This window comes from Micromonospora sp. NPDC005324, assembly GCF_040607155.1.
GTDB classification, from domain to species: Bacteria; Actinomycetota; Actinomycetes; order Mycobacteriales; family Micromonosporaceae; genus Micromonospora; species Micromonospora trifolii.
Genome location: NZ_JBEXGE010000017.1, coordinates 98,752 through 115,036, shown reverse-complemented (window position 1 = coordinate 115,036; position 16,285 = coordinate 98,752). Strand labels below are relative to the sequence as shown.

The following is a 16,285-nucleotide window of genomic DNA, read 5'->3' as shown; positions in this document are numbered from 1 at the left end:
GGGGTGCCCTGGCGATGCGGTCGGCTCCTAAACTGGGCCTTCTCCTCGGGAAGGGCTGCCGATGCCTGTCGACCTCAGCGCGGCCGACGCGCTGGCGCTGCGGATGACCAGCCTGCTGCTGCGCCCACACCCGAGCACCCGACCCGGCACCGTCGCCGAGGTGGTCGAGTGGTTCGGCGCGATGCAGGCACAGGATCTGGCCAGCGGGCTGTGGTCGCTCGGCGCCCGGCTGCCCGGTCACCGAATGACCGACGTGCAGGCGGCGTTGGAGCGACGCGAGGCGCTGCGCACCTGGCCGATGCGAGGCACCGTGCACCTCGTCCCGCCCGCCGACGCCCGCTGGATGCTGGAGCTGACCGGCGTACGCTCCCTGGCCGGCGTGGCGACCCGACGGGCGCAGCTCGGGCTCACCGAGGCCGACGCGGACCGGGCGGCGGACGTCCTCGGCGCCGCGTTGGCCGGCGGCGGTCGACTCACCCGCGCGCAGTGCCTGGCCACCCTGCGGGCGGCCGGCCTGGGCACCGACGGGCAACGTGGCTACCACCTGCTGTGGTATGCCAGCGTTCGCGGCGTGACCTGCGTGGCGCCGAACGTCGGCACCGACCAGACCTTCGCCCTGCTCGACGAGTGGGCACCAACATCCCACCGGCTGGAGCGCGACGAGGCGCTGGCCCTGCTCGCCCACCGCTACGTTCGCGGGCACGGCCCGGTCACCGACCGCGAGTTCGCCGGGTGGAGCGGCCTCACACTGACCGACGCCCGGCGCGGCCTGGCCGCGGCCGACGACGCGCTGAGCACGGTACGCGTCGACGGCACACCGATGTACGTCGACGCGGCAGTGGCCGACGCGCCGCGCACCGCGCCGGACGACGTGCTGGCGCTGCCCGGCTTCGACGAGTACCTGCTCGGCTTCCGGGACCGCACGTTGATGCTCGACCCCGCCCACCAGGCGGCCGTGGTGCCGGGCAACAACGGCATCTTCCAGGCCACGGTGGTCCGCGCCGGTCGGGTGGTGGGCGTGTGGAAGCGCAAGGTCGGCCGCACCGCTGTCACCGTGACGATCCAGCCGCTCACGACGCTCGACGTCGCCGCGCGAGCCCGGGTGGAGCAGGCGCTCGGGCGCTACGCCGACTTCCTCGGGCTGCCGGCCCGCTTCGACTGGCTGACCTGACCGGGCCGCGTCACTCCTCGGCGGCTGGCGGCGGGTCGGCCGGTCGTGGGCGGGCGGCGCTGAGCAGGTCGACGATCCGAGCCACCCGAGGGTCCGCGCTGATCTGCGCCACGCTGGCCGGCAGCGGCAGCCGCCAGTTCGGATACTCGTCCACAGTGCCCGGCATGTTGGGTTGGCGCACCTCGCCCAGCACGTCGTAGAGGGAGACGCCGAGCAGCCGGGTCGGGCTGGCCGCGAGCGCGGCGTGCATCGCCACCACCACCTCGCCGTCGTCGGGCGTCTTCGCCGGTTCAGCCGACTCAGACCCCGGCGTCGACTCGGGCAGCAGGTTCTCGGCGGCCAGCATCGCGAGCAGCCGGTCCCGGTCGGCGGCGGCGCGGGCCCGCTCCACCGCCACGTCGGTGCCGAGCAGCTTCAACTCGTCGCGCACCCGCACGTGCTCACCGGTCAGGAAGCCCGGCGCGGTGGGCAGGTCGTGGGTAGAGATGGTGGCGAGGGCGTTTTGCGGCCACCGGGCCGGTGGGACGAAGTCACCGGGCTCGTCACGCGCGAACCACAGCACTGTCGAGCCGAGCATGTTGCGCCCCCGCAACCCTCGGGTCACCGCCGGTTGGACCGTGCCGAGATCCTCACCGACCACCACAGCGCCCGCCCGCTGCGCCTCCAACGCGAGGATGCCGAGCATCGCCTCGGCGTCGTAGCGCACGTAGGTGCCCTCGGCGGCGCCGCCGCCCGGCGGCACCCACCACAGTCGCCACAGACCGGCGACGTGGTCGACCCGCAGGCCACCCGCGTGCCGCAGGACGCGGCGCAGCATGTCCCGGTACGCGGCGTAGCCGGTGGCGGCGAGCCGGTCCGGGCGCCACGCGGCGAGCCCCCAGTCCTGGCCGAGCTGGTTGAAGTCGTCCGGCGGCGCGCCGACCCGCACGCCCTGGGCCAGCACGTCGGCGAGCTGCCACCCGTCCGCGCCGCCCGGGTCGATCCCCACGGCCAGGTCGTGCACGACACCGACCGGCATCCCCGCCGAGCGGGCCGCCGCCGTGACGGCGTCGAGCTGCTCGTCGCAGAGGTGTTGCAGCCAGGCGTGGAAGGCGACCCGGTCGGCGAGGTGCCGACGCTGCTCGGCGACCGCCGGGGCGTCCGGGTGGTGCAGCTCCGCCGGCCAGGCCCGCCAGTCGTTGCCGTGCCGCTCGGCGAGCGCGCACCAGGTGGCGAAGCTGGTCAGCGCCGGGTCCGCGGCAAGATCCACCGGCTGGGCGTACGGGTGCAGCAACTCCAGGGCCCGCCGCTTGGCGGCCCACACCTCGTCGTAGTCGATCAGGGCCCCCCGGTCGGGACGCAACGCGTCGACCACCGCACGGGTCGCTGGGTCCGCCGCCCGGTACGCGGCGGTGTCGCTGACCCGCAGGTAGAGCGGATTGACGAAGCGTCGACTGGCCGGCGAATACGGTGAGGTGGCCACCGGGTGCGCCGGCCCGACCGCGTGCAGCGGGTTGAGCAGCACCAGCCCCGCCCCGGTGGCACCGGCCCAACCGGTGAACTCGGCAAGGTCACCGAGGTCGCCCATGCCCCAGGAACGCTCCGAGGAGAGCGCGTAGAGCTGGAGCATCCACCCCCAGCTCGACGGCGGCACGGGCAGCCGGCGCGGCACCACCACCACTGTCAGCTCCCGATCGGCGCAGGCCAGCCGGTGCCACCCCAGCGGCAGGTCCGCCGGCAACTCACCGTCGACCGCGCGGCGGCCACCGTCCTCCAGGGTCACCACCCCCGGGCCGGGCAGCGCCCGGCCGCGACCGTGGGTGAGCACTACCGTCTCCGGCAGGGCGCTCCGGTCGACAGCACGGGCGGCGGTGAGCCCGTCGGCGATCGCCGCCGGGCTGGTGGCATCCACGCCGAGCAGCCCCAGCACACCCACCACGGTCTCCGGTGCGACCTCGACGCGGCGGTGCCGCCAATCCTCGTACCAGGTGGAAACACCGTGCGCGTTGGCCAGCGCGGCCAATCGTCGGTTCATCCGTCCCCCGCCTCACAACGCAACCTGCAACCACCCTGCCACGCCCACCCCCAAGCCGCAGAACACGCCCCCCTCCGCGCCGATCTTGCACTTGCTGTCCCGACACAAGGGGCATTCCACCTGTATCGACAACCGAAAGTGCAAGATCGGCGCGATCGGGTTGTCAGTCGGCGAGCGCGCCGGCGGCCCGACCCTCGTGCAGGGTCAGGTTGCGGCCGTTGGCCGGGTCGAACAGGTGGATCTTCTCCAGGTTGAACCAGACCCGGCGCGTCTGCCCCTCGGCGACCGGGGACTCGGCGGACAACCGGGTCACCAGGTTGCCGCCGGCCCCGGCGAAGTCGGCGGCGCCCGCGTCGGCGGCCAACTCCTCCAACTCGGCGGCGCTGGCCTTCTCACCCTCGACGGTGAAGTAGACGTACTTGTCCGAGCCCATCGACTCGACGATGTCCACCGGCGCCTCGAACTCCATGCCCCGCCGACGGGTGTCGTCGTCGACCAGTTCGGCGTCCTCGAAGTGCTCGGGCCGGATACCGAGGATCAGCTCGCGGGGCGCGTCGGCCGCCTCCAGCTCCCGGCGGACCCGGTCACCGAGCGGCACCGTGCCCACTGCGGTGTGCAGCTCGCCTTCCTGCACGGCGGCGTGCAGGAAGTTCATCGACGGCGAGCCGATGAAGCCGGCCACGAAGAGGTTCTTCGGGTGGTCGTACAGCTCCTGTGGCGGCCCGACCTGCTGCACCGCGCCTCCGCGCATGATCACCACACGGTCGCCGAGGGTCATCGCCTCGGTCTGGTCGTGGGTGACGTACACGGTGGTGGTGCCGAGCTGCTTCTGCAGGCGGGACACCACAGTGCGCATCTGCACCCGCAGCTTGGCGTCGAGGTTGGACAACGGCTCGTCCATCAGGAACGCCTTCGGCTGGCGGACGATCGCCCGGCCCATCGCCACCCGCTGACGCTGGCCACCGGAGAGGTTGGCCGGCTTGCGGTCCAGCAGCGTGGTCAGCTCCAGCACCTTCGCCGCCTCGTCGACCTTGCGGTCGATGGTCTCCTTGTCGAGCTTCGCCAGCCGCAACGGGAACGCCATGTTCTCCCGCACCGTCATGTTCGGGTACAGCGCGTACGACTGGAACACCATGGCGATGTCCCGGTCCCGGGGGGCCTTGTCGTTGACCCGCTGCCCGGCGATGCGCAGCTCACCGGAGCTGATGTCCTCCAGCCCGGCGATCATGTTGAGGGTGGTGGACTTACCGCAGCCCGAGGGCCCGACCAGGATCACGAACTCGCCGTCGGCGATCTCCAGGTCGACGTCCTGCACGGCGACGGTCCCGTCCGGGAAGCTCTTGCTCACCTTGTCCAGCACGATGTCAGCCATGACTACCCACCTATCCCTTTACCGCGCCGGAGGTCAGACCGGACACGATGCGACGCTGGAAGAAGAGAACGAACAGGATGATCGGAACGGTGATGACCACGGCGGCGGCGCAGATCGCCCCGGTGGGGTCCTCGAACTGCGACGCGCCGGTGAAGAACGACAACGCGGCCGGCACCGTGCGGGACCGCTCGGTCGAGGTCAGCGAGATCGCGAACAGGAAGTCGTTCCAGCAGAAGATGAAGACCAGGATCGCCGTGGTGAACAGCCCGGGCGCGGCCAGTGGCGCGATCACCCGCCGGAACGCCTGACCCTGCGTGGCGCCGTCCATCTTCGCGGCCTTCTCCAGGTCCCACGGGATCTGCTTGAAGAACGCCGACAGCGTGTAGATCGCCAGCGGCAACGCGAAGGTGATGTACGGCAGGATCAGCCCGAGCCAGGTGTCGAAGATTCCGAGCTGACGCTCGATCTCGAACAGCGGCGACACCAGTGACACCTGCGGGAACATCGCGATCAGCAGGGAGACGCCGACCAGCAGCTTCTTACCGGGGAAGTCCAGCCGGCTGATCGCGTACGCGGCCATCGCGCCGAGCACCACCGCGACCAGCGTGGCGATCAGCGCGACGCCGATCGAGTTGACCAGTGCCCGGACGAACTGGTCGGTGTCGAAGATGGTCCGGTAGTTGTCCAGCGTCCACTCCCGGGGGATGAAGTTCCCGTCGGTGAGGGTGGCCGGTGTCTTGAACGACAGCGACGCGATCCACAGCACCGGGACCAGCGCGAAGACGACCACGAGGACGTCGAGCAGACCCCAGCGCAGCTTTGCCCTGGTAGTGGTTTCGACAGCCATGTCAGCGCCTCTCTCCGTCGTCGCTGCCCGGAGCAGCGGTGCCGAACAGCTTCACGAAGACGAAGGCGATGATCGCCACGGTGATGAAGATCAGCACCGACATCGTCGAACCGATGCCAAGGTTGAGACCCCGGATCAGGTTGTTGTAGGCGAGCATCGACACCGACGACGTCTCGTTGCCTCCGGCGGTCAACACGAAGATGTTGTCGAAGACCCGGAACGCGTCCAGGGTGCGGAACAGCAACGCGACCAGGATCGCTGGCTTCATCACCGGCAGCATCACCTTGGTGAACTTCTGCCAGGCCGTCGCGCCGTCGGTGGAGGCCGCCTTGAGCAGGTCCTCCGGGACCAGCGCCAGCCCGGCCATCAGCAGCAGCGCCATGAACGGGGTGGTCTTCCAGATCTCCGCCAGCATGATGATCGCCAGGGAGCTGGCCCGTTCGGTGAGCGGCGCGCCGTCGCTGAACAGGTCGGCCAGGTAGCCGGTGCCGGGCGTCCAGGCGTACCGCCAGGAGAACGCGGCGACCACCGTGACGATGCCGTACGGAATCAGCGCCGAGGTCCGGACCAGGCCGCGGCCGACCAGGGTGCGGTGCATGATGATCGCCAGGCCCATGCCGAGCACCAGCTCGACGGCGACGGTGACCACAGTGATCAGCATGGTCACCCCGAACGCGGTCCACCAGAACTCGTTGGTGAGCACCGTGACGTAGTTCTCCAGCCCGATGAACTCACGCTGGTCGGGGAAGCGCAGGTCGAAGCGCTGCAACGACAGCCAGACCGAGTAGATGATCGGGTACGCGGTCACCGCGATCATGACCAGCGCGGCCGGCGCGCAGAGCAGCAGACCGAGTCGGCGTTCGGCCTTCTTGTTCTCACTCCGTGCTGGCTTGCGACGGCCGCCGCGTTGCTTCGGTACGGCGGCGGGCCGGCGGGTCTCCTCGGCGGCGACATCGGCGCCGGTCGGCGTGGCGTTGATGCTCACGGCAGGACCCCCTTGGACTGGAGGGCGTCGGCGATGGCGCCGCGCAGCTCGTCGGCGGTCTGCTGCGGACGGATCCCGGACGGCGGCGACAGGATCGCCGACATCACTGTGGAGATGCTCTGGTAGGCGGGGGTCAGCGGACGCGTCGCCGGCTCCTTCAACTCCTCCAGGATGGTGTCCTTCATCGGGTACGCCTCGGTCATCTCCGGGTCGTTGAAGACCGCCTCGATGGTCGGCGGCACACCGTCGTTGATGGCGGAGAACTTCTGGTGCTCGGCGCTGCGGATGCACCGGGCCGCCTCGAAGGACTGCTCCGGGTGCTTGGAGTAGGAGCTGACCGCCAGGTTGACCCCACCGATGGTGACCTTGCTGGGGGTGCCCTCGTCGATGCCCGGAATCCGAGCCCAGCCGACCTGCTTGGCCAGCTCCGGGTTCGCCTCCTGAAGGGCCGGGTAGACGAACGGCCAGTTCACCTGGAACGCACCGGAGCCGGACTGGAACTCCAGCCGGACCGGGTCCTCTGTGGCGTTGCTGAACGACGGCGAGGTCACGCCCGACGTGGCGAACTTCTTCAGCTGCTCCAACGCCCGGACCGTGCCCTCGTCCATCACGGCCTGCGTACCGTCGTCGTTGAGGATCTTCCCCCCGGCGCTCTCGGCCAGGGTGTTGTAGAGGACGACCAGGCCCTCGTACTGAGCGCCCATGGTGAGCACCTGGTACGGCTTGCCCTGGTCCTTGAGCTGTTGGGCCGCGCTGATCATCTGGTCCCAGGTGGTCGGCGGCTGCGGCACCAGGTCCTTGCGGTACCAGAGCAACTGGACGTTGGTGTTCTTCGGCGCCGCGTACACCTTGTCCTCGTACCGGGCGGTGTCCAACGGCCCGGCGAGGGTGCCCTGCTCGACCTCGGCCTTGTCCTGGCCGGTCCACTCGCGGATCCAGTCGGCGCTGGCGAACTCCTGGGTCCAGGTGACGTCCAGCCCGAGCAGGTCCATCCCGCTGTCCTCGGCGGCCAGCCGGCGCACCATCTGCACCCGCTGGTCGTCGGCCTGCCGGGGCAGCACCCGGTAGGCGATCTCGTACCGTCCCTGGGCCTGCGCGTTGCAGTCGTCGACGACCTTCTGCAGGTTCTGCTCGGGCGGGTAGTACAGGTTGATCGTCGGTGGGCCACCAGCGTCGTCCGCGCCGCACGCGGCCAGCGGCGCGACGAGTGCCAGCGCGGCAGCCGCCGCGCCCAGCCGAACAACCGGCCGGCGTCGGTGTCGAGCCGTTTCGGGGTCCGTCATCGCACTCCCCCTCTCCTCGGCGAAAGACCGGGGAGGGCATCCGTGCCCCGGCGCACGGCGAGCCGATTCCGAGTCGGCAGGCTGCGGAAACACCGGCCCAGATGCTCTGTAGCGGCTACTCTGCCCCACCCGTGGAGCCACGAAACCTGGCTGTCACAGCGGAAGTCCGCTTCGGTATATCGCGACGCCGAATAGCAAGGTAATATGTGTCGCATGGTAGCGGCGGCGGAGAGCCAGTCCATCGACGACAACGACCGGCAGACCCAACTTCTGCGGGGCGCGCTCGACATGTGTCTGCTGGCGCTGCTGGCACGCGAGCCCGCGCACGGCTACGAGCTGGTTCGGCGGATGGAGGCGGCCGGCTTCGGCGCCATCAGCTACGGCACCATCTATCCCCTGCTGACCCGGATGCGCCGACTTGGCCTTGTCGCTCATGAACAGCAGGTCAGCCCGACCGGCCCGCCCCGAAAGGTCTACGCGCTGACCGGTTCCGGTCGGACCCACCTGGATGCCTGGCAGAAACAGTGGAACCGCTTCACCGACACCGTCGACGCCGTTCTCTGCCCGCTCGACCACAACCCCACGAGGAGTTGACCCATGGACACCATCGACCGCCTTCTGGGCGAAGCCGACCAGGCGTGGCGCGGGTACGGGGTCGGCTCGGCCGATCGGGCGGCACTCGCCGCGGACCTGCGCCTCGACCTGCGGGCCGCGGCCGCCGACGGGGGCGATCCTGTGCAGCTGCTCGGCGGTGACATTGCCGGCTTCGCGCGGCGGCTCGCCGACGAGGCCGGCGTCCGACGAGTGCGCGGCGACTACGGCCGCATTCTCGGCACCGCGCTGCTCGGCGCGCTGCTCGGTGCGGTGCTCGGCTACGGCCTCCTGATGGCGGCCTTCCCGATATTCGTCAATCTTGTCGACATCCCTCGCTCGATCAAGGTACCGATCCAGCTCGCAATCGCCGTCTACTACGGCGTACCGGGCGCCGTGGTCACCGCGGGAGCGGTCATCGCGGTGCGGACCCTGCTTCGCGAGCTGCCCAGGATCCGGCGGACGGCGCGGATGATGGCAGTCCTCGTGCCGGTGGCCGGCGTCATCATCATGCCGATCACCGTCGGCTTCGCCTGGTCCACCGGCTACAGCTTGGCACCGCCGGTGGTGGTCGCGGAGATCGCCATGGTCCTGGCCGCGCTCGCGGGCGCCACGGTGCTGGCGCGTCGCTTGTCACTGCGCGAGGGCCGGGCCGCCTCCGACACCTCGCACCCGGAAGCCACCAGCGTCAGCTCCGGGCCCTGGCCCAGGAGAGGAAGCGCTCGGTCATCCTGGTCGGTGGATGATCCGGGTGGAGTTGGGTGAGCTGGTTCGTCGCCTCGTGCATCAGCGTGCCGAGGTAGATCAGCAGCGCGGTCCGGCTGGCCCGGTACTCCGTCAACAGGGCGAGCTTGGCCGGCTGGCAGGGCCACTCGGTGCCACAGTTGCGGCATCGCCACAGCGGGCGCATGGCGACGTGCGGGACGGGCGGCCGGACCACCATCACCGCCACCGCCCCGAGGGCTGCTGGGCTGTCGGGGTGAGCACATCGACCTCCTCCGGGACGGGGAAGGGGCCGCTCCCGCAAGGGGGAGGCGGGAGCGACCCCAAGGGCAGGGACCCACCGCCGCCATCCGGCCACCAGCGGACCCGCCACTGGTGACAGTCTGGTGATGAGGCGACTACCGTCGATACGTGCTCGCGCCATCCGTGCAGCTCAGCGGTCCAGGTGAGCACTCATGAGGGACACGCCGAGCCAGACTGAGCGAAGGTTGGGGAATCGATGGGGACCGTCACCGACTACGTGCTGGAGGAACTGCGCCTGTTCCGGACGGGGTTCGCGCTCAGTCAGGACGACTTCGGCAGGGGCATCGGCTATTCGGGATCGCACGTCAGCTCGGTGGAGACCGGCGGGCGACCGCCCACGAAGGAGTACATGAAGGCGGTCGACACCCACCACCAGACCGGCGGACGCTTCCTCCGCATGCTGGACGGGTTGGCCCGGCTCGACGCCGAGCCGGCCTGGCTGCGCGAGTGGATCGAGTTCGAGCGGGAGGCGACAACGCTGCGCTGGTTCGAGCTGGCGTACGTGCCGGGCCTGCTCCAGACCGAGCGGTACGCCCGCGCGACGCTGGCCGGTGGCCGGTTCGACGCCGAGGACGTGGACCGGATCGTCGCCTCCCGGCTGGAACGGCAGACGATCCTGCACCGCCCGCGCCCGCCGCAGCTCATCGCCGTGCTGGACGAGGCGGTGCTGCGCCGGCCGGTGCTCGACCAGCCGGGCCTCATGGTCGAGCAGTGCGAGCACCTCGCCCAGTTGGCGGCGGCGGAACATATCCAGGTGCACATTGTCCCGGTGGATGCTGGGATGTATCTGGGGCTGGCCGGTCAGTTCATCATCGCCGAGATGCCGGACGGCGAGCGCGTAGCTCACGCCGACAACCAGCTCACAGCGCAGTTCGTCGATGCATCCTCCGACGTCGCTAAGCTGGCGAAGACGTGGGAGATCGTGCGGAACGAGGCCCTCCCCCGCCGGCAGTCAACCGAGCTGATCAAGGAAGTGGCGAAGTCATGGGCATGCTGACCCCACAGTGGCGAAAGTCGACCCGGTCCGGCGGCAACGGCGGATCCTGCGTCGAGGTCGCCGACAACCTGCCGAGCGTGGTGCTGGTGCGCGACACCAAGGACCGCGACGGCGGCACCCTGCACGTCGACCCGACGGCCTGGAAGACCTTCGTCGAGTACGCCAAGCAGCACTGACCGGGACTTTCAGGCCCCAGACCGCCCGCCCACGCCGATCGTGCAATTCCGGTGAGGCCGGTCGATCATGGAGTTGTGGTGCGCGCTTTGCGGTTACGCGGGGACTTTGTCACCCACCACAACTCCTTGATCGACGAGGCAGCCGAGCGGCACGCGGCGCTTGTTCCATGGACGCCCACCCGGACCAGGCATGCTGGAGCCATGATCGCGCGCTTCAAGGACCTCTGTCTGGACGCCAACGACCCGCTCGCACTCGGCGCCTTCTGGGCCCGGATGCTCGACGGCGACGTGGCCGACGCCGGCGACGACGACACCCGGGTGGACCCCCGCTCGGCGCGTTCCAACGCCGAGTCCATCTGGGTGAACAAGGTGCCCGAGCCTCGGGTCGGCAAGACCCGCGTACACCTGGATCTGCGGTTGGCCGGCGCGGACCCGGCGGCGCTGCTCGCGGACGGCGCCCGGCTGGTTCGCGAACCGGACGGCGAGGCGACCTGGTGGGTGCTCGACGACCCGGAGGGCAACGAGTTCTGCGCGTTTCCGGCCCGCGAGGGCACCGGACCGGGTCCGTTCGAGCTGGTCGTGGACTCGGCCGACCCGGCCGCCCAGGCAACCTGGTGGTCCGGGGTGGTCGGCGGCACCATCGAGCACGACTCGACCACCTCGTCGGTGGTCGGTGGGGCCGGGTTCCCCTGGGACTACTGGGTGTTCGTCGGGGTGCCCGAGCCCAAGACGGTCAAGAACCGGCTGCACTGGGACGTCGACCTGGCCGACCCGGAGCCGACCGCGCTGATCGCGGCGGGCGCGACCCTGCTGCACGAGCCGAGCGCCCACAGCCGATGGTGGGTGCTGGCCGACCCCGAGGGCAACGAGTTCTGCGCCTTCGCGCCACGCCCCACCGGGTGAACGACCGACTACCGAGCGCGGGCATCGTCGGCTAGCGTTTTCCTAGCGCCGTAGCCGGCGCGTTCGCCGCCGCCGTCGACACGCCTCCGGCCGACCCATGCCTGCCCGATCGGTTGGTAATCGCGGGAACATCCCACCGCCGCTCCCCCGGTTCGGCAGGATCGTCCCAACGAGGAGGTGCCGTCGTGCAGGACACCCGCGCTCTCGCCCTGACGTTCGAGGTGAGCGGCCTGCCACCGGTCAAGACCGAAGCGTTGTCCATCTTCGCCGCCGGGCACCGGCAGGCGGCGAGGGTCCGCACCCTGCTCCAGGCCGCCCTCGTCGCGGCCCAGCGCACCGGCTGGACGCCGTTGCCCGGGCCGATCGAGGTGGACCTGGTGTTGCGCTGCCCGCCCGGGCACCGTACGTCCGACGCCAGCACCCTGCTCGGCGGCGTCTGCGCGGTGTTGCAGGACAAGAAGCGGGTGTCGAGCATCGGCCTCGCCCACCTCGGCGTGCTGGTGGACGTCGCCCTCTACGACGACGACCGGCAGATCCGCCGGCTGTCGTACCACGAGGAGCCGGCGGAGGAGTTCTCGTACCAGGTGCGGGTCGCCGCCGTACCGACAGGGGTTTGACCGACGTCCGCGGTGGGGTATCGCGGACGCCGACGAAGGGAGCACCGATGTCGGAGCCACATGTCACGCTCGACCCCCGCGGGCTCGATCCTGTGCAGCAGAAGCTGCGCGGCCCGCTGGAGGAGCAGCTGACCTCGGCGCTTCAGGCGGCCATCGACCGAGTCCGCTCCGGCTACGCCGGCGAACCGGTCGAGCAGGTCTGCCAGCGACTGTTGGAGGAGACCCGCTCCGGGTTGCATCCCGACATCGCTGCCGGGTTCAACCCGGACATGGACGAGTTCTGCCGGGTGGCGGTGGCGATCGTCCGGCGCGAGGCCGACTGAGCCGCGGCGGCTCTCAGTATCGACTCAGCTGGGCGTACGGGCTGAGCACGATGCGTGGTGACAGCGCCGGGTCCAGCCAGTTGAGCACATCGACCAGGTGAGCGTGGGCGAGGGAGACGCAGCCAGCGGTCGCGTTGCCGGCGCTGGTGCTGAACTGGTGCAGGAAGATCCCGCTTCCCGCGTTCGGCACCGGCTTCGGCACGTTCGGCGGCATGTTGTAGGTGATCACCGCGAAGTGCGTGTACGCGGGGACCTCCTTCCACAGTGCCTCGCTGGGCACGCCCGGGTTGGTCGCACTCTGCTGGAAGGTGTTGTAGCGCGCGGACGACGGATTCTCGTTCCACCAGTCACCGCTGACCAGCCGGTGGTAGGGGTACAGCACGCCCGGGTTGGCGGCGATGCCGTACATGGTGGGGCCGATCGAGTAGACGCCGGTCGGCGTGGTCGGCACACCCTCCACGTGGTTGTCGCTGAAGCCCATCGAGCCGATCCGGGCGGGCAACGACGCGGAGGCCGGGAACCAGCCGTTCCGGACCCGCACGTACGCCTCCAGCGTGGCGTAGGTGGTGGTGTAGCTGCTGGCGCCGACGATGATCACCTGCTTCGTCTCCGTCGGCAGCGTGGTCAGCGCGCTGGCCCGGTTCGTCAGCTGCGGCAGCGACCAGGGCCGCTGCCCCGGGGGCGTGCCCCAGCCCGGCCGCAGCGGCCGGTCCGCCGCGAGAGCGGGCGCGGCCGGGGTGAGCACGGCCGGGGCGGCCAGACCCGCCGCCGCGCCGAGGAGGAGAGATCTGCGCTTCATGCCGCCATCCTGACAGTCGACCGGCGCGCGGTCTGCCCCGCACCGCGCTGCCGGACGATTCGTGGGCGGGTCAGGACCGGGTCCGCAACTACCCGGCCCTGACCCTCGGCCGTCCGACAGGGAAGCGGACAGCTCCGGCACCCCGCGACGCCGGCGTGGCACGACGCCACGCGCCAGAACGGGGTGAGCCAGCCACTTCGCACTCAGCTCCACGGTGCTCACCCGCCGAACGCCGACGCGCCCCGACACACCCCGAAGGGCCGTGAGCGCCGGAACAGGCTAGGCGGGCTCCGGCCGGCCGGACAAGCCGCGTTGGACGACCGACGGCAGGACTGATCCCACGATGAAAATCGGGCAGGTCGGCGTAACGCGACCATGATCGCCGACGCTGTTTGGCGTCGGCGCGGTCAGAAGTGGCGCAGCAGGTCACGGAACGCGGCGAGCCGCAGCACCCCGCCGTCGGTCGGGTCCAGCTCGTCGTCCTCCAGCACCCAGGTGTTCGCGTTCGGAATGAACACCGCGTTCAACCCGGCCGCCCGCGCCGGCAGGATGTCGGACTTCGGGGAGTTGCCGATCATCCACGCGTCGTCCGGCGCGAAGCCGTGCTCCCGAGTGAGCCACCGGTACGTGTCGACGTTCTTCTCCGCGACGATGTGCGCGGCCCCGAAGTGGTGCAGCAGGCCGCAGGCGTCCAGCTTGCGCTGCTGCTCCTCCTGGTCGCCCTTGGTGAGCAGCAGCAACTCGTGCCGGCCGGCCAGCTCGTCGAGCGCGTCGGCCACCCCGGGCATCAGCTCCACCTGGTGCTCGACGAGGGCCACCGCCAGCCGGTTGATCTCCTGACGTTCGGAGTCGGTGGCCGGCCGCTCGCGCAGCCGCTCCAGGCACTCCGCCAGGCTGCGCAGAAAAACCTTGCTGCCGTACCCGTGCGCCACCGCGTTGGCCCGCTCGATGTCGTCGAGGACGGCCCGCAGCTCGGCCCGGTCCAGTGTGGGGTGGTCCAGCCAGCCCAGGAAGTCGTCGATCACCCGCTCGAAGACGACGTTGTTCTCCCACAACGTGTCGTCCGCATCGAAGATCAACACCTGTGCCTGCCGTCGCGCCGCCACGCCGAGCGTCATGCCGTCCCCTCCCCGTGCCACCGGCCTCAAGGCCGAGAGACAGGATAGGCGCGAGATCGATGCATCAATTGCCACGATCGGGGGCGTCGGCGGCGGCCCGGTCAGGGCCACCGCAGCAACCGTTGCGCGATCAACGCTTCGCGGTCCTCCTGCCCCTCGGGTCGCAGCCGGCCACCGCGGGTGAGCATCACCACGCCGTGCAGCAGGCTCCAACCCACCTCGGCGAGGGTGTCCGGGTCCCGCCCCTCGGCCAGCGGGGTCAGGGCCGCCCGCAGCTCGGCGAAGACCGCCCGCGGCGCCGCCGGCACGCCATCCACGCCGAGGGCAAGGTCGGGGGTCAGCGCGAGCATCGCGTCATAGACCTCGGGGTTCGTGTACGCGAAGTCGAGGTACGCGGTCGCGACCGCCGGCCAGACCCCCTCCGGGCTGCCGGTGGTCTCCGCGTGCGCCTCGGCGAGATCGGCGGCCAGATCGGCGAAGGCGCACACCGCGACGGCGGCGATCAGCGCCTCCAGATCGGCGAAGTGCCGATAGATGTCGCCCATGTCGATCTCGGTCCGTTCGGCGAGCCGTCGGGTGGTGACCCCCGCCCAGCCCTCCGTCTCGGCCAACTCTCGCGCGACCGTGACGATGAGGTCACGCCGGTCCTGTTCAGTGGCCTTCTCGGCAGGTCCGGGCACGCCCACGAGCGTAGAGGCGTACACCTGCCGTAGCGGTCGGGTGACGGATTGGTGACTGTTGTGGGTCGCCGGCTCCCTCGCTCCACGTGCCACAACCGCCCCCTGGCTCGTTAGGCGGGGAGATCACCGCGACGGGAGGGTACGTGGTCGTTCGGCGGCACCGGCGCGGGGCGAGCCGATGAGCGAGACCCACGGCGGCCGACTGGTACGTGGCGAGGCCAGCTTCCAGCGGGCAACCTTCCTGGAACTCTTCCTCGATCTGGTCTTCGTGTTCGCCCTCACCCGAATCTCGGCGCGGGTGATCGTCGACTTCACCGACGGCCAACACGGCGTGTACGCGGGGCTCGGTCAGGCCCTGCTGCTGTTCCTGGCCCTGTGGGCGGTCTGGTCGTTGACCGTCTGGTCGACCAGTTGGCTGGACCCGGAAACGCCGATCGTCCAGACCGTCATCGTCATGACGATGATCGGCGCCATGACGATGGCCGTCGCGGTGCCCGACGGCTTCGGCGCACGGGCCTCACTCTTCTCCATCACCCTGGTGACCCTCCAGATCGGCCGAGTGGTGTTCTTCCACGTCGTCGGGCACGGCCGGCCGGACCCCCAGCAGTCGATCCGGGTCATGTTCTGGTTCGGCTTGAGCGCACCGCTCTGGGTCGTCGGTGGGCTGGTCAACGACGGCAAGGTTCGCGGGGCGCTCTGGACTGTCGCCGTGCTGATCGACTACACCGGACTGTTCCTCGGCTGGCCGACCCCCCGGCTCGGCGCGCAACGGCTCGGCGTCCAGATGATCGCGGCCGAGCACCTGGCCGAGCGGTACCAACAGTTCCTCCTCATCGCTCTCGGCGAGGCGATCTTCGTCATCGGGCTCGCCTTCAGCGGCAGCGAGTTTCACGCCGACCAGACGGGTGGGTTCGTCTTGGCGCTGGCGAGCACCGTCCTGCTCTGGCGGATCTACTTTCACGTGGCGGGAGGAATGTTGGACGCGGCCATCGACCGCTCCCGCGACGCCGCCCGGCTCGCGACCGACATGTCGTTCGCCCACCTGGTCATGATCGCGGGGATCGTCCTGACGGGCGTCGGCTTCGAACTGTTCATCACCGAGCCGCTCGGGCACCTCCCGGCGACCTGGCTCATCGCCATCCTCGGCGGCCCGGCGCTCTTCCTCGCCGGACGAGCGGCGCTCGAATACCAGGTCTTCGCCCGGGTCTCCCGATCCCGACTGGCCGGCCTGCTGGCCCTCGGTCTGCTGATCCCGGCGGCACTGCACCTGCGGCCGCTCACCGCCGGGGCCGCCGTCGCCGTGGTGCTGCTCGGCGTCGCCAGCGCGGACACCCGACGCTCCCGCCACCGGTCGCCGGAGACGCCCATGCCCCCGTACTAGGG

Annotated in this window: 17 protein-coding genes; 9 read left to right on the top strand and 8 right to left on the bottom strand. The window is 70.4% G+C overall.

All coding sequences use genetic code 11. The features are described 5' to 3' along the window. Nucleotides 1-61 precede the first annotated feature (61 nt). Nucleotides 62-1,171 (top strand): winged helix DNA-binding domain-containing protein, encoded by a 1,110-nt coding sequence (locus ABZS40_RS19205; protein WP_354944552.1) that lies wholly within the window; start codon nt 62-64, stop codon nt 1,169-1,171. A 10-nt stretch (nt 1,172-1,181) separates the two neighbouring features. Here ABZS40_RS19205 and malQ read toward each other — a convergent pair whose 3' ends face one another. The 5 genes from malQ to ABZS40_RS19180 form a co-directional block, all read right to left on the bottom strand. After that, nucleotides 1,182-3,185, bottom strand: a complete 2,004-nt coding sequence (gene malQ / locus ABZS40_RS19200; RefSeq protein ID WP_354944551.1) for a 4-alpha-glucanotransferase — start codon at nt 3,183-3,185, stop codon at nt 1,182-1,184. A 163-nt stretch (nt 3,186-3,348) separates the two neighbouring features. Next, a complete protein-coding gene (gene ugpC, locus ABZS40_RS19195) occupies nt 3,349-4,557 on the bottom strand; it encodes a sn-glycerol-3-phosphate ABC transporter ATP-binding protein UgpC (protein WP_354944550.1) in 1,209 nt (402 codons plus the stop codon). A 10-nt stretch (nt 4,558-4,567) separates the two neighbouring features. Beyond that, on the bottom strand, nt 4,568-5,404 hold the full coding sequence (locus tag ABZS40_RS19190; RefSeq protein ID WP_354944549.1) for a carbohydrate ABC transporter permease: 837 nt from the start codon (nt 5,402-5,404) through the stop codon (nt 4,568-4,570). A 1-nt stretch (nt 5,405) separates the two neighbouring features. After that, nucleotides 5,406-6,389, bottom strand: a complete 984-nt coding sequence (locus ABZS40_RS19185; RefSeq protein WP_354944548.1) for a sugar ABC transporter permease — start codon at nt 6,387-6,389, stop codon at nt 5,406-5,408. Next, nucleotides 6,386-7,672, bottom strand: coding sequence for an ABC transporter substrate-binding protein (locus tag ABZS40_RS19180; protein ID WP_354944547.1), 1,287 nt, complete (start codon nt 7,670-7,672; stop codon nt 6,386-6,388). The genes ABZS40_RS19185 and ABZS40_RS19180 overlap by 4 nt, the downstream gene beginning before the upstream one ends. Nucleotides 7,673-7,885: 213 nt before the next feature. Between ABZS40_RS19180 and ABZS40_RS19175 the strand changes: the two genes are divergently transcribed. From ABZS40_RS19175 to ABZS40_RS19145, 7 genes are all read left to right on the top strand, one after another. Next, on the top strand, nt 7,886-8,266 hold the full coding sequence (locus ABZS40_RS19175) for a PadR family transcriptional regulator (RefSeq protein ID WP_354944546.1): 381 nt from the start codon (nt 7,886-7,888) through the stop codon (nt 8,264-8,266). A gap of 3 nt (nt 8,267-8,269) precedes the next feature. Beyond that, nucleotides 8,270-9,028 (top strand): hypothetical protein, encoded by a 759-nt coding sequence (locus ABZS40_RS19170; RefSeq protein WP_354944545.1) that lies wholly within the window; start codon nt 8,270-8,272, stop codon nt 9,026-9,028. 457 nt (nt 9,029-9,485) lie between these two features. Continuing rightward, nucleotides 9,486-10,286: a helix-turn-helix transcriptional regulator gene (locus tag ABZS40_RS19165; RefSeq protein WP_354944544.1), complete on the top strand. Its 801-nt coding sequence runs from the start codon at nt 9,486-9,488 to the stop codon at nt 10,284-10,286. Then, nucleotides 10,280-10,462 carry a DUF397 domain-containing protein gene (locus ABZS40_RS19160; RefSeq protein WP_238672709.1) on the top strand — a complete coding sequence of 61 codons (183 nt, stop codon included), beginning with the start codon at nt 10,280-10,282 and terminating at the stop codon, nt 10,460-10,462. Before ABZS40_RS19165 ends, ABZS40_RS19160 begins: the two co-directional genes overlap by 7 nt. A 201-nt stretch (nt 10,463-10,663) precedes the next feature. Next, a complete protein-coding gene (locus ABZS40_RS19155; protein ID WP_354944543.1) occupies nt 10,664-11,365 on the top strand; it encodes a VOC family protein in 702 nt (233 codons plus the stop codon). A gap of 185 nt (nt 11,366-11,550) precedes the next feature. Next, on the top strand, nt 11,551-11,982 hold the full coding sequence (locus ABZS40_RS19150) for a hypothetical protein (protein WP_354944542.1): 432 nt from the start codon (nt 11,551-11,553) through the stop codon (nt 11,980-11,982). 47 nt (nt 11,983-12,029) lie between these two features. Then, nucleotides 12,030-12,305: a hypothetical protein gene (locus ABZS40_RS19145; protein WP_354944541.1), complete on the top strand. Its 276-nt coding sequence runs from the start codon at nt 12,030-12,032 to the stop codon at nt 12,303-12,305. Nucleotides 12,306-12,318: 13 nt separating this feature from the next. On the opposite strand, the gene ABZS40_RS19140 is transcribed toward ABZS40_RS19145, so the two are convergent. From ABZS40_RS19140 to ABZS40_RS19130, 3 genes are all read right to left on the bottom strand, one after another. After that, nucleotides 12,319-13,104: a L,D-transpeptidase family protein gene (locus ABZS40_RS19140; RefSeq protein WP_354944540.1), complete on the bottom strand. Its 786-nt coding sequence runs from the start codon at nt 13,102-13,104 to the stop codon at nt 12,319-12,321. A 407-nt stretch (nt 13,105-13,511) separates the two neighbouring features. Next, complete coding sequence (locus ABZS40_RS19135) at nt 13,512-14,222, bottom strand: HAD family hydrolase (protein WP_354944539.1); 711 nt, start codon at nt 14,220-14,222, stop codon at nt 13,512-13,514. A 101-nt stretch (nt 14,223-14,323) separates the two neighbouring features. Beyond that, nucleotides 14,324-14,902, bottom strand: a complete 579-nt coding sequence (locus ABZS40_RS19130; protein ID WP_354944538.1) for a TetR/AcrR family transcriptional regulator — start codon at nt 14,900-14,902, stop codon at nt 14,324-14,326. A gap of 178 nt (nt 14,903-15,080) precedes the next feature. On the opposite strand from ABZS40_RS19130, the gene ABZS40_RS19125 reads away from it, so the two are divergent. Further along, entirely contained in the window at nt 15,081-16,283 is a 1,203-nt protein-coding gene (locus ABZS40_RS19125; protein ID WP_354944537.1) for a low temperature requirement protein A, read from the top strand. Nucleotides 16,284-16,285: the final 2 nt, after the last annotated feature.